Origin of the sequence: Mesobacillus sp., assembly GCF_047739415.1 — a bacterium.
Classification (GTDB): domain Bacteria; phylum Bacillota; class Bacilli; order Bacillales; family Cytobacillaceae; genus Mesobacillus.
On sequence record NZ_JBIQOE010000226.1, the window covers coordinates 1 to 13098 of the forward strand.

Below are 13098 nucleotides of genomic sequence, written 5' to 3' on the forward strand. Positions count from 1 at the left end.
GCCAACGGCGACGAGGAGGCTCACCGCCGGCCCCGCGGAAAGCGAAGCTCCTGGAACGGAAATCAACAGCCCCATTCCAGCGCCATCCAAAAAAAGACTGTAAACAAACACGATTTTCATCGAGTTTGTCTACAGTCTGAGCGAAGAGGCGACTCTTCGCTCTTTTTGTGTGCAAAAATATCGGTTTTATATACCTTGTTTGTATAAAAATGGATTCGTTGGAAAAAATAGACCCTATAAAGATAGGAGGGTTATGGCCATGAATCTGAAAAAGTTAACGAGTTTACTGCTTGTTTTTATGATGGGCGCTGCAATTATCTCCCCAAAAGGATATGCCAATGAAGGAGACCCGGGCCTCGCCAATGATGCCAGTTCAGCTATTTTGATTGAACGCGACACTGGTCAGGTTCTATTTGATAAAAACAGTCATGAAAAGCTGCCGCCAGCCAGCATGACCAAAATCATGACAATGCTATTGATCATGGAAGCGCTCGATGAAGGAAGGCTGAAAATGGACGAGAAGGTCCGTGCCAGTGAATATGCTGCATCAATGGGTGGCTCTCAAATCTTTCTTGAGCCAGGAGAAGAAATGACAGTTGAACAATTGCTGAAAGGAATAGCAATTGGGTCTGGAAACGATGCATCAGTTGCTATGGCTGAGCAGATTGGCGGATCAGAAGAAGCATTCGTAAAAATGATGAATGATAAAGTAAAGGAACTTGGCCTGAAAAATACAGTATTCAAAAATACTACTGGACTGCCTGTCGATGGCCATTACAGCTCGTCATATGATATGGCTATGATGGCAAAAGAATTGTTGAAATACGAAAAAATAACTAAGTTCACTGGAACATATGAAGATTATCTCCGTGAAGATTCTGATAAGAAATTCTGGCTAGTAAATACGAATAAGCTCGTTCGTTTTTACCCTGGAGTGGATGGCCTGAAAACAGGATTTACGAATGAAGCGAAATATTGCCTGACTGCTACTGCGGAGAAGGATGGCATGCGTGCGATTGCTGTTGTGTTTGGAGCACCAACCTCCAAGGCAAGGAACGCACAGGTAACGAAGATGCTGGACTATGCGTTCAGTCAATATCAAACTCATCCTATGTTCAAGAAAGGACATCCACTAGGAAAGGCTGCGATCAGCAAGGGTGATAAGAAGACAATAAATGCAGTTACCTCTGAAAGTGTCTCCCTGCTAACCAAAAAAGGAGCAGACGTAAAGGATGTAAAGCAGAAAATCACTTTGAATAAAAGCCTTAAAGCACCAGTCGAAAAAGGAGACAGAGTTGGCACTTTGAAGCTGGTGAAAGACGGAAAAACCCTTGCGGAAACGCCTCTTGTTGCAGATGCCAAGGTGGAAAAAGCTAGCTGGTGGATCTTATATAAACGCTCATTCGGTATGTTTACGAGGGCCGGAAACCAGCAATAATGAAAATTTTCGCACGGGATTGTCGAAAACACTGCCATTCCATCTAGTTTTAGCGAATTGACACTAGTTTTGTTCTTTAGAAGGATTTGGCTGAATCAATGGAGAATTTGACTCACTATACCAGATAAGGAGGCTTTGGATAGTGAGTCTTAACATTGATATTGAAGTGAAGCATGACGTCTTATTGATTCGAGTTAGTGGTGAATTAGATCACCATACTGCAGACCAGCTTCGCGAGCAGGCAACAAAAGCCCTTGAAAACGAAGAAGTCCGCCACATTGTCTTGAACCTCGAACACTTAACCTTTATGGATAGTTCGGGTCTAGGGGTAGTTTTAGGAAGGTATAAACAAATCAAGCAGCTTCATGGAGAGATGGTAGTTTGCGCAATTTCTCCGCCAATCAAGAGGTTATTTGACATGTCGGGTTTATTCAAGATTATCCGTCTTGATCCGTCAGAAGAATATGCATTAGAGAGATTGGGGGTTGCTTGATACATGAAGAATGAAATGAATCTTCATTTTAGCGCATTAAGCCAAAATGAATCTTTTGCCCGTGTGACGGTCGCTGCATTCATCGCACAGTTGGACCCAACGATGGATGAACTGACCGAAATAAAGACGGTAGTTTCGGAAGCTGTTACGAACGCTATCATTCACGGATATGAAAGTAATCCAGATGGAAAAGTGTTTATTTCTGTGATGATTCAGGATGGAACGGTGGAAATGCTGATTAAGGACGAAGGAATTGGGATTCCAGATATCGATGAAGCCATGCAGCCACTTTATACATCCAAGCCTGAACTTGAAAGGTCCGGTATGGGCTTTACGATTATGGAAAATTTCATGGACGAAGTACAAGTGAGATCAGAGCCCGGCTTTGGGACAGAGATTCGTTTGAAAAAGCACCTGTCAAAGAGCAAAGCGCTGTGCAATTAAGGGAGTTCTGCCTATGGATGTGGAGGTAAAAAAGGATAATAGCCAAACGTATCTTAAGGACCATGAAGTCAAAGAACTGATTTTGAGAAGCCAGCAAGGGGACCAGGCTGCAAGGGATCTAATCGTCCAGAAAAACATGCGGCTCGTATGGTCTGTCGTACAGCGCTTCCTCAACAGGGGATATGAGCCTGACGACCTGTTCCAGATTGGCAGCATCGGCCTCTTAAAATCAGTTGATAAATTTGACCTATCGTATGACGTGAAGTTTTCGACGTATGCCGTTCCAATGATCATTGGTGAAATACAGCGTTTCATCAGGGATGACGGTACCGTGAAAGTAAGCAGGTCACTAAAAGAAACTGGCAATAAAATCAGGAAAGCGAAGGATGAGCTTTCCAAAACATTTGGCAGGGTCCCAACTGTCAATGAAATAGCCGAGTTTCTTGAGCTTTCGCCTGAAGATGTGATCATGGCACAGGAAGCTAGCCGCAGTCCTGCATCCATCCATGAAACGGTGTACGAAAACGACGGCGACCCGATTACCCTGCTTGATCAAATTGATAATGGGGAAGAAGGCCGCTGGTTCGATAAAATCGCGTTAAAAGAGGCAATAAACGAACTGGACGAACGGGAAAGGCTGATTGTGTATTTGAGATATTATAAGGATCAGACCCAGTCTGAGGTCGCAGTCCGGCTGGGAATCTCTCAGGTCCAGGTCTCGCGCCTCGAAAAGAAAATACTGCAGCAAATGAAAGGCCGTATGGATCTTTGAATCCATATGGCTTTTTTTATGTTTTTCTACTCGTTTTAGGATATTGGCGCCCGGAATGCTGGGATTTTGGAAAAAGAGGTCACCAATGGAGAGTATTGGTGCCCAAAAAATCAGGATTTTGGAAAAAGAGACCACCAATGGAGCGTATTGGCGCCCGAAAAGTCAGGATTTTGGAAAAAGAGGTCACCAATGGAGCGTATTGGCGCCCGAAAAATCAGGATTTTGGAAAAACAGGTCACCAATAAACCCAAACTAGTCATTCCTCAATAACCAATCAGCAGCTTTCTCCCTTAATGCACATCCCATCTTAACCAATTATTGGACTTCATGAAAAAACTGTAGGAATCCATACTAAATATACGAGGAAAACAATGTGTTGGAAGTGAATCTGATGGAAAAAACGATTTATATCCGCATGCGAAATCGCGTTCAGGTTAAGCCTGAGGAATCACTTTTATTAAAGGATTTAGCGCAGATCATTGCCAGTGAGGATATTTATGAAGAATTGGCAGCACTTCAGGTCCTAAAGGTTACGCCAAAGGATCATATCCACATTGTTGATGTCATGAAGGTCATTCAATTTATCACAGCGATATACCGGGATCATGAGGTTCAGGCTGTTGGGCCGCCGCAAACGATTATCGAGGTGATTTACAAGAAAAAAGGTATGTCGATTCCATTTTTTATCCTCGTCTGGTTCTTGTTGTTTTTCGGGGCAGCTTTGACCATTATGAATTTCCATGAGGATGTCAGTATGCAAACGGTCCATGAGCGGCTTTATTACATCATGACAGGAAAAGAGGTTGAGAAGCCGCTGTTATTTCAAATTCCTTATTCAATCGGTATTGGGGTTGGCATGGTCTTATTTTTTAATCATGTTTTTAAAAAGAGACTTAATGAAGAGCCCAGTCCTCTTGAAGTTGAAATGTTCAACTACCAGCAATCACTTGACCAATATGTCATCCTGCATGAAAACAAGGAAAGCGTGAAGCATATAGATGACGATTAGTATCTTATTCATAATTCTGATAGGACTGGCGAGTGGGCTTGCGGTAGGATCTGGATTTGTTGCGTTCTTGTCCGTTCTAGGAGTGATCCCCAGACTTACACAGCTTACGAAAACAATGAAATTGATTTCCTGGTATGAATGGTCTGTTGTCCTGGGGGCTCTATTGGGAACTATCGGCAGCTTAAGGGATCCACTTCTCAGTTTCTCTCCGCTGGTTACCATTCCGCTTGGATTGGCGGGCGGCATATTTGTGGGAATGCTGGCTGCGGCGTTGACAGAGGTACTGAATGTACTGCCGATCCTCGCTAAAAGAGTCAGGGTTGATGACAAACTTGAGACCTTGCTTATGGCAATCGTGCTGGGAAAAGTATTCGGTTCATTATTTCATTGGATTTACTTTGTAGGACGTTAAAAACCTTTTTAGAATGCTTCAAAATTCAAGCAACCACCTTAGTGAAAAATGAGCTGCAGAAAGGACGGCAAAGAATGGCCGAGAGAAGGAAGGTAATTTTAATTACAGATGGTGATGATTATGCCCGGCGTGCGGTTGAGAGGGTGGCTGCAGATGTTGGCGGGCGGTGCATCTCTCTTTCACATGGAAATCCTTCTGTCCTTTCTGGTCCACAGCTTGTTAAATTGATCAAGAAAGCAGCCAAGGATCCTGTTTTAGTCATGTTTGATGATAGTGGTTTTCTTGGAGAAGGAGCAGGAGAGAAAGCGCTGAAATACGTAGCAGAGCATGAAGACATTGAGGTTCTAGGTGCGATTGCCGTAGCATCGAAAACGCATATGGCCGAATGGAGCCGTGTAGATTTTTGTATAGACCGGGAGGGTGAACTCACGCCATATGGTGTTGATAAACATGGAGTGCCAGAACTTGAGATGGGAAGGATTAATGGAGACACAGTGTACTGTTTGGATACACTTGATGTCCCCTTAATAATTGGGATAGGTGATATCGGCAAAATGGCAAGGCGTGACCACTATAAATTAGGTTCACCAATAACGAAGAAAGCAGTAGAAATCATCCTTGAAAGGAGCGGATTCTATGCCAGAGAAGAATGACAAGCTGCCAATCCCGCGATCATTGGACGAAGCTGAAAAGTATATGAAAGAACATGTTGGACTGGAAGACAGTTTTGATTTAGGTGTCAGGAAGCTGAAAATCCTGAAAAAAAATGTCCATTTTTATTATGTGAATGGGTTGTGCGATACAAGCTTCATCGTACATATCGTTGAAGAACTCGTAGATATCAATGATAACGAAAAACTTTCAACCCATCTCCAGGAGATTGTTGAGAATAGGATTACCCACCAATCCGTCGATAAGATCAAAACGATGGATGAACTTGTCGACCAGGTTCTTTCTGGACTTATTGTCATATTGGTTGAAGGTGAATCAATCGGACTGGTAGTCGATGTAAGAAGCTATCCCGGAAGACAACCCCAGGAGCCTGATACAGAAAAGGTTGTGCGCGGATCCCGTGATGGCTTTGTAGAAAATATTATTGTCAATACGGCGCTGACTAGAAGGCGTATCAGGGATGAGAATCTGCGTTTCGAAATGATGAAGGTAGGCGAAAGATCAAAATCAGATGTTGCAATTGCCTATATAAAAGATATTGCGAATCCGGGCTTGATTGATGTCATCAAAAAGGAACTCAAATCAATCAAGATAGATGGTATTACCATGGCAGATAAGACAATTGAGGAATTTCTTGTAAAACAGGGGTATAATCCGTACCCGCTCGTAAGGTATACGGAGCGGGCCGATGTAGCGGCGACCCATCTGCTTGAAGGGCACGTCCTAATTTATGTCGATACATCTCCGAGCGTGATCATTACGCCAACGACCTATTTCCACCATCTTCAGCATGCGGAAGAGTACAGGCAATCACCTGGTGTAGGTACGATGGTCCGCTGGGTGCGATTCCTTGGGGTGCTTGCATCACTATTACTGTTGCCCCTTTGGTACTTATTTGTGCAGAATCCAGATTTGCTTCCTGATAAAATTTCATTCATTGGCCCTAATGAAGATTCCAATATTCCGATTTTCCTGCAAATCATCCTTGCAGATGGGGGTATTGAATTCCTGAGAATGGCGGCCATCCATACCCCAACGCCGCTTTCAACTGCCATGGGTTTAATCGCTGCAGTCCTCATAGGTCAGATTGCAATCGATGTAGGGATGTTCGTACCAGAAGTCATCCTTTATGTGGCTGTGGCGGCAATTGGAACTTATGCGACACCAAGTTATGAACTAAGTATAGCGAACAAAATTGGAAGAGTATTCCTGTTAATCTGTACAGCTATATTCCATGTTCCGGGATTTGTAGCAGGAACCACTGTTTGGCTGCTATTGCTTGCTAGTATTAAATCCTTGAACACTCCTTACCTCTGGCCATTCATTCCTTTTCATCCTGTCGCATTTATGCAGATTTTGATCAGGAGAGCGGTACCAGGATCGAAAATCCGGCCAAGCATCGTCCATGCAAGGAACCGCTACAAGCAGCCATCACAGTCCTGACCATGTTACAATTGCGCGTTCCCTCAAATTATGATAAAGTGTTTTTAATTTACTAAAGACCTAAAGCGAAAAATAAATAGACAGTTCATCATGTGAACTGTCTATTTATTTATTAGCAGGAAAAAGTTTATGCTGAAATAACAGAACAATAAGAAAACAAGCTTAAATTAAATGATAGGCAAGAGATGAGGGGACAATATGGAATTTCATGGAACTGCAAAGGTTAACCGACTAGGGCATTTGGAAATTGGCGGTGTCGATACAATCGAATTAGCTGAAAAATACGGAACCCCGCTGTATGTTTATGACGTTGCCTTGATCAGGGAACGGGCAAGAGCTTTTAAAAGAACTTTCGAGACTGCCGGAATTACTGCTCAAGTAGCGTATGCGAGCAAAGCTTTTTCAACCGTGGCGATGGTGCAATTGGCTGCGGAGGAAAATCTTTCACTTGATGTCGTTTCTGGCGGAGAGCTTTATACAGCGTTAGCTGCTGGTTTCCCGACAGGAAGAATCCATTTTCATGGCAACAATAAAAGCAGGGAAGAACTAGTCATGGCTATTGAGAACAATGTCGGCTGTATTGTAGTCGATAACTTTTATGAACTTGACATGCTAAAGGATATTTGCAAAGAGAAGAATACGGTGATCAAGGTTTTATTACGAGTTACACCAGGTATTGAAGCACATACACATGATTATATTTTAACAGGCCAGGAAGATTCGAAGTTTGGATTTGATTTACAGAATGGACAGGCTGATGCGGCTATGAAGCTTTGCCTTGATGACAAGAATATCGATGTTCTCGGACTTCATTGCCATATTGGTTCACAGATTTTCGAAACTACAGGCTTCATCCTCGCTGCACAGAAAATTTTTGAAAAACTGCATCAGTGGAAAAAGGATTTATCTTTCGACTCCACAGTCCTCAATCTTGGCGGTGGTTTTGGGATTCGCTATACAGACGAAGATGACCCTATTCCAGCAGCACAATATGTAGAAGAGATTATTGCTGAGGTGAAAAAGCAAGCTTCTCATTATTCGATGAATATGCCGGAAATCTGGATTGAGCCGGGACGTTCCCTTGTTGGGGATGCCGGTACTACCCTTTACCGCATCGGTTCTAGAAAAGATGTTCCGAACATACGCCAGTATGTAGCTGTCGATGGCGGAATGAGCGATAATATTCGCCCGGCATTGTACCAGGCTAAATACGAAGCAGTCCTTGCAAACAGGGTAATGGACAAACCTGAAGAGACCGTATCGATTGCCGGGAAGTGTTGTGAATCGGGAGATATGCTAATTTGGGACCTTCCGCTTCCAAAGGCTGGTGACCAGGATCTTCTCGCTGTTTTTTGTACGGGTGCCTACGGGTATTCAATGGCTAATAATTATAATCGCCTTCCAAGGCCTGCGGTCGTTTTCCTGGAGGATTCCAAGGACACACTGGTTGTCCGCCGTGAAACATTTGAAGACATGGTGAAATTGGATCTTCCTTTTAAAGAAAAGGTGAAAAATTAAAGCTGCTCTCCAGCAGTTTTTTTTTATAGTATCAGAGGGTATAGATTTTCCACTTAGAGAAATGTCTAGCTCCAGCGCCTAGCCAGTTTTCATCCTAGAGATTGCTTCCTCGAGTATCTTGCGAAAAGCGTTAGCTTTGAGCAGCTCGAGTCGCTTGTCCAGTTGGGGCTCATAACTCCTTGAGACGCTTGTCTAGTGTCGCCTCCTAGAAACTCCGAAACTTCAACTCCGCCGGCATGAGCAAAAAGCGCTTCTTTGTCGGAGTCTCCAGTTTCTGCGTTTCTGGACAGTCGGCTATACTTTTCGTTTTCGGTCCTGCCAATGAAGTCAAAGACCACTTCACTGTCAGGCCCTCCAGCGCTTGGGGGCTGACCAACGCTTGCGCTTTTATATGTAAAATTGGCTAAAAACCCGGTCTTATTGTAAAATTACAGATTGGGAGGGATTCCGGTTTGAAAAAGAACAACTGGCTGTTATTTGTGTTATTATTGTTGATGTCTGTTGGATGGGGAGCCTACTACTGGTTTTTTATCGTACCAGGACAATAGCCCGCGAAAAAAGATTTGAAGTATCTTTACTGATTATGTATGATATTATCAATTCAATTAAAATGAAGAACCATAAATGACGGAAAAACATATATTATCAAAATGATGTTTTAACATTTGATTTTTTGTCGCTTTCTATTTCCGGGAAGCTTAGGTTTAAGTTGAATGAAAAATGGAAAAAATGGTTTTGTTATCATTCCATTATTACTGTCAAACCACAATGAGGGATATCTATGTTAATTCGATATAAAAAGGCATTTGAAAAGATTGCGATGGGTTTGTTATCTTTCATGCCAAATGAGAAAGATCTAAAAAAACTTCAGCAGACGATGAGGAATTATGAAACAGATGATTCCTGGCAGCTTTTTTTATGGAAGGAAGGTGAAGATATCATCGGGCTTCTGGGTGTTAACTTCACTGAAGATAAAATAATGCAGCTTCTTCACATCTCAGTGAATCCATCACACCGCCATCAGGGGATTGGAAGGCGTATGGTCAATTCCCTGCAGGAGATGTTTCCTGAATGGACAGCAGTTGCAAATGCTGAGACGGCTTCCTTTTTTGAAAAGTGCAGCGAGGAAGACAATAGTGTAGAAGGCAGTGGATGTTAAATCCAACTGCCTTTTTATTTTTCCCTGCTTTTCCTTTCCTCAAGGGCCATCCGCCGGTCTGAAATGACATCGCTTCGATCTCTTGTTGAGTGCCGATGGACCAGGTCGGGATTTTGCAGATTGCTGCTTGTTCCCCATGTAAAACCATTATGTCTGCACTCATCATAGCAAAGTCTTTTAAGCTCGGTGTCGCATAGAGGCAGGTTAATGCTGGTGTATGGAACGTTGTTAAGCAAGTTGTTCATTCTTTTAGACAGTGTTTCTGTCAAAAGCTCAGGGTCGATTCCTAACCGGGCAGTTGCTTTTTTGGTATCTGAAAAAATTTCCAATGCTTTAGTTAAAGTCCTTATTGCTCCAGGGAAATTTTTACGGCGATGATGGTAATTTGACACAGCCAAGAGGATTAATGCAACCCAGATAGATTTTTTATTGCCAGCATCTGTTGCTTTCCAATATTCCTCTAAAATTTCATGGCATTCAAAATAATCCCTGTCTCCATGGAAATGAACAAGGTATTGTATATAGGATGTTGGATATTTTGTCATGTAATAACCCCCAATCAAGTAACACTAGCTTAGCATATATTCAATAAAATGATGAAACAAGAAGAGGATGTGAAACAGCAAACCTAAAAACGCCCGGCTGGTGCCGGGCATTTTCGTCATTGCTTAATAAATTGTCTTACCTTATAACCAGGCAGCACCAACGATGATGAGCAAAATGAAAAGCACGACGATTAAAGCAAATCCAGCTCCGTGGCCATAACCTTTTCCATCTGACATTGAACATTACCTCCTATTAGTGAAATAGCCTAATATACAATTTCAGCATATGCATGAACGAAGAGAAGGGTTTGGGCGCAAGCTTGTATTTTTAAGGAAGAACTAGATATTTGTACTTATAAATTAGTAATGGATAACATGTAGTTTATCTACTATACTTATATAATGATGCAGTTCATTATAGGAATTTTGGTGGGAAATAATGCAATATAACGTGAAGATTGAGGCCTTTGAGGGCCCATTGGATTTACTTCTGCACTTGATCAATCGTTTGGAGATTGATATTTATGATATACCGGTTGCGGAAATAACTGAACAATATTTAATGTATATCCATGCGATGAAGGAATTGCAGCTCGATGTCGCAAGTGAATATCTCGTAATGGCAGCGACGCTGTTAGCAATCAAAAGCAAGATGCTCCTTCCTAAGCATGAAGAAGAACTGGAAGATGAATTTGAGTTTGATCATGAAGAAGATCCGCGAAATGAACTCGTGGAAAGATTGATTGAATATAAGAAGTTCAAAGAGGCAGCCGGTGACCTGAAATCCCTTGAGGAAGAACGGGGGCTGATGTATACCAAACCTCCAAGTGACCTAACGGAGTATGCCGATGAAATTAGAGGTGAAAATACCAACCTTGATATATCTTTGTATGACATGCTTGGTGCATTTCAAAAGCTTTTAAGAAGAAAAAAGTTACAAAGGCCAATATCGACCAAAATCGCCCGTCAGGAAATTTCCATAGAAAAAAGGATGGATGAAGTCCTAAGCTTCCTGAAAGAAAGCGGCACAAGGAAAAAGTTTTATGACTTGTTTCCCGAATCTGACCGTGAACATATTGTCGTTACTTTCCTGGCAATTCTTGAGCTAATCAAACGGAAAGAAATCGACGTCGAACAGGAACAAAACTTTGCTGATATATATATGACAGCCAGAAAGGAGTAAGAGCGTGGGAATAGTGAAGTGGAAAGGGATATTGGAGAGCCTTCTTTTTGCAGCTGGTGATGAAGGGTTGAGCCTGAAGCAGATTACAGCTGTCCTTGAAGTGGATGAAATTCAGGCAAATGAAATTGTTACTGAACTTCAGCAGGATTATGAAAGGGACGAAAACCGCGGTATAACAATCGTCCAGCTGGCAGGAGTATATCAGCTGGCTACGAAAAAAGAGCATGCTGATTATTTAAAGAAGCTTGTCGAATCACCAGGCACGGCGCACCTATCGCAGGCCGCGCTTGAGACTTTGGCCATTGTAGCTTATAAGCAGCCAATTACAAGGGCAGAGATTGAAGAAATCCGCGGAGTGAAGACAGAAAGGCCGCTCCATACGCTGTCCTCGAGAGCTTTGATTAAAGAAGTTGGAAGAGCAGAAGGAACGGGCCGGGCCATTTTATATGGAACGACAAAAGAATTTCTTGATTATTTCGGTCTGAAAAATATTGGAGAACTGCCTCCTCTGCCCGATCACGTTGAGGATGAAGAATTGCAGGATGACGCGGATCTATTTTTCGAGAAATTCCAGGAAACAATGGAAACAGATCAATAGCTTTTGTGCACAAAGTTTGGAATTTATGATAAAATCAAAATAATTATTTAAGAAATGCTTTAATGCTCATCCCAGGCTGCTGCTTCTTCTGCAAAGTATTTCTTTCTACATAATGATTTAAGAATGAATGTCCAACGGGAGGAATACCATGCTTATAAAGCAATGTATTGGTTATGAACTTGAAAAAGAAAAATCAAACACCTCGGAGGATTTTTTCAACCGAAGCGAAGTGACTTTTGTTGAAGATGGCAAGGAGAAAACCCTGCATGTACTTTATGTAAGGTATTTTGATGAGTTGGCCGCTAGTATCACTCCATTTGAACAGGATCCTATCTTCAAGGCTGGAACGAAGGATGTATATATGAGGGATTTGGTCGCACTTGCTGCATTATTGAAAAATCCGGGATATCGCCATCGTAAAAGGGTATATATAAATGAACAGAGAGAGTTCGCGGAAATTTTCAAAGGACTGGATTATAGCAAGATTCCTGGAATATTTGAAGGCATCGAGCAAAAAGGCAGCTTTGATGTGCGCTCTCCCTTGGATTATATTGTCCAGCCGGTATAGAGCAAGGCTCTTTTCGTGAACTTTGTTGCCTTTTATTCAGCTTCATTAGATTCATGGTTGCGGGAAATTACCCAAAAAAGACCCAATTCCAGAATTGAATCGAACGGTAGAATCAATGGGAAAGCAACAACTATCGAAAAAAGTTATGGTAAAAATCCATCGGGGGTGTCAATTTGGGGAATACAATAGTTAAAACACAAATCGAGGAAGTAAGGGAATTTCTGTCAGACACAGTAGTCAAGCTGGAGAATTACCTGAATGAAACAACTCTTGAAGTGCTAAAACAAGGGCAGCAGGCAGACGAAGAATACTATAAAACGATTCTTTCAAGCCTCCGCAAGCTGGCTGTTTACTGTGAGGAAGGATTTGATGCCTGCAAGGTGATCGTTCAGGCAGAGGTGTTTTCAAAACCAGCAGCTGAAAAAACATTATACCGTATCTACTATCAATGCATTGAAGAGTTCTTCTCTCCTAAAAGTGATGCATGGTATGAAGACAGCAGGGCTGCTTATACAGGAAAGAATGCCATCAAGTTCAGACAACCAGTGTCGACTGGAGTACACGAACTGATGGTCAGCCTAGAAAGCGGGTTTCAAAGAATCCGGGAAGAGTTGGAATATTACGAGACAGATTACCGTACAAAAATGCTCCAATCAAGATAACGTAAACCAAGGGACAGCTATTTATAGCTGTTCCTTTTTTCATGGTTAAGGAATTTATTAAATTATTGAGTTGTGGATAACTTCATGAAGTTATCTTAATCCAGCTCCAGCGCCTAGCCCCTCGAGTCGCTTCGGTCCGCCCAATGAAGTCAAAGAACGACTTCACCGGTCGGCCCTCCAGC

General features: G+C 42.3%; 18 protein-coding genes. 15 read left to right on the forward strand and 3 right to left on the reverse strand.

Annotation, left to right across the window (positions count from 1 at the left end; all coding sequences use genetic code 11):
- Nucleotides 1–265: 265 nt before the first annotated feature.
- The 10 genes from ACH0QE_RS18070 to lysA all read left to right on the forward strand — a co-directional run bounded on the left by ACH0QE_RS18070 (nt 266) and on the right by lysA (nt 8201).
- Nucleotides 266–1438: a D-alanyl-D-alanine carboxypeptidase family protein gene (locus tag ACH0QE_RS18070; RefSeq protein ID WP_415801897.1), complete on the forward strand. Its 1173-nt coding sequence runs from the start codon at nt 266–268 to the stop codon at nt 1436–1438.
- Nucleotides 1439–1580: 142 nt separating this feature from the next.
- Complete coding sequence (gene spoIIAA, locus ACH0QE_RS18075; RefSeq protein WP_214906838.1) at nt 1581–1931, forward strand: anti-sigma F factor antagonist; 351 nt, start codon at nt 1581–1583, stop codon at nt 1929–1931.
- A gap of 3 nt (nt 1932–1934) precedes the next feature.
- A complete protein-coding gene (gene spoIIAB / locus ACH0QE_RS18080; RefSeq protein ID WP_041965295.1) occupies nt 1935–2375 on the forward strand; it encodes an anti-sigma F factor in 441 nt (146 codons plus the stop codon).
- A 13-nt stretch (nt 2376–2388) separates the two neighbouring features.
- Entirely contained in the window at nt 2389–3147 is a 759-nt protein-coding gene (sigF, locus tag ACH0QE_RS18085; RefSeq protein ID WP_415801883.1) for an RNA polymerase sporulation sigma factor SigF, read from the forward strand.
- An 85-nt stretch (nt 3148–3232) separates the two neighbouring features.
- Nucleotides 3233–3403 (forward strand): hypothetical protein, encoded by a 171-nt coding sequence (locus ACH0QE_RS18090; protein WP_415801884.1) that lies wholly within the window; start codon nt 3233–3235, stop codon nt 3401–3403.
- Nucleotides 3404–3538: 135 nt separating this feature from the next.
- Nucleotides 3539–4156 (forward strand): stage V sporulation protein AA, encoded by a 618-nt coding sequence (locus ACH0QE_RS18095; protein WP_415801898.1) that lies wholly within the window; start codon nt 3539–3541, stop codon nt 4154–4156.
- Complete coding sequence (locus ACH0QE_RS18100) at nt 4146–4568, forward strand: stage V sporulation protein AB (RefSeq protein ID WP_415801885.1); 423 nt, start codon at nt 4146–4148, stop codon at nt 4566–4568. The genes ACH0QE_RS18095 and ACH0QE_RS18100 overlap by 11 nt, the downstream gene beginning before the upstream one ends.
- A gap of 74 nt (nt 4569–4642) precedes the next feature.
- Nucleotides 4643–5221 (forward strand): stage V sporulation protein AE, encoded by a 579-nt coding sequence (locus ACH0QE_RS18105; protein WP_415801886.1) that lies wholly within the window; start codon nt 4643–4645, stop codon nt 5219–5221.
- Nucleotides 5205–6683: a spore germination protein gene (locus ACH0QE_RS18110; RefSeq protein WP_415801887.1), complete on the forward strand. Its 1479-nt coding sequence runs from the start codon at nt 5205–5207 to the stop codon at nt 6681–6683. Before ACH0QE_RS18105 ends, ACH0QE_RS18110 begins: the two co-directional genes overlap by 17 nt.
- A gap of 198 nt (nt 6684–6881) precedes the next feature.
- A complete protein-coding gene (gene lysA / locus ACH0QE_RS18115; RefSeq protein ID WP_415801888.1) occupies nt 6882–8201 on the forward strand; it encodes a diaminopimelate decarboxylase in 1320 nt (439 codons plus the stop codon).
- Between the two features lie 89 nt (nt 8202–8290).
- Here lysA and ACH0QE_RS18120 read toward each other — a convergent pair whose 3' ends face one another.
- Nucleotides 8291–8539, reverse strand: a complete 249-nt coding sequence (locus ACH0QE_RS18120; RefSeq protein ID WP_415801889.1) for a hypothetical protein — start codon at nt 8537–8539, stop codon at nt 8291–8293.
- Between the two features lie 443 nt (nt 8540–8982).
- On the opposite strand from ACH0QE_RS18120, the gene ACH0QE_RS18125 reads away from it, so the two are divergent.
- The gene (locus ACH0QE_RS18125; RefSeq protein ID WP_415801890.1) at nt 8983–9360 is read left to right on the forward strand and encodes a GNAT family N-acetyltransferase; all 378 of its coding nucleotides are present in this window, start codon (nt 8983–8985) and stop codon (nt 9358–9360) included.
- Between the two features lie 14 nt (nt 9361–9374).
- On the opposite strand, the gene ACH0QE_RS18130 is transcribed toward ACH0QE_RS18125, so the two are convergent.
- Entirely contained in the window at nt 9375–9905 is a 531-nt protein-coding gene (locus ACH0QE_RS18130) for a DUF309 domain-containing protein (RefSeq protein WP_415801891.1), read from the reverse strand.
- 141 nt (nt 9906–10046) lie between these two features.
- Nucleotides 10047–10142 carry a YjcZ family sporulation protein gene (locus tag ACH0QE_RS18135; protein ID WP_215028935.1) on the reverse strand — a complete coding sequence of 32 codons (96 nt, stop codon included), beginning with the start codon at nt 10140–10142 and terminating at the stop codon, nt 10047–10049.
- Nucleotides 10143–10344: 202 nt separating this feature from the next.
- On the opposite strand from ACH0QE_RS18135, the gene ACH0QE_RS18140 reads away from it, so the two are divergent.
- From ACH0QE_RS18140 to ACH0QE_RS18155, 4 genes are all read left to right on the forward strand, one after another.
- A complete protein-coding gene (locus ACH0QE_RS18140; protein WP_415801892.1) occupies nt 10345–11088 on the forward strand; it encodes a segregation/condensation protein A in 744 nt (247 codons plus the stop codon).
- 4 nt (nt 11089–11092) lie between these two features.
- Nucleotides 11093–11686 (forward strand): SMC-Scp complex subunit ScpB, encoded by a 594-nt coding sequence (gene scpB / locus ACH0QE_RS18145; protein WP_415801893.1) that lies wholly within the window; start codon nt 11093–11095, stop codon nt 11684–11686.
- Nucleotides 11687–11834: 148 nt separating this feature from the next.
- Entirely contained in the window at nt 11835–12254 is a 420-nt protein-coding gene (locus ACH0QE_RS18150) for a hypothetical protein (protein ID WP_415801895.1), read from the forward strand.
- Nucleotides 12255–12427: 173 nt separating this feature from the next.
- The gene (locus ACH0QE_RS18155) at nt 12428–12916 is read left to right on the forward strand and encodes a YpuI family protein (RefSeq protein WP_415801896.1); all 489 of its coding nucleotides are present in this window, start codon (nt 12428–12430) and stop codon (nt 12914–12916) included.
- Nucleotides 12917–13098 lie beyond the last annotated feature (182 nt).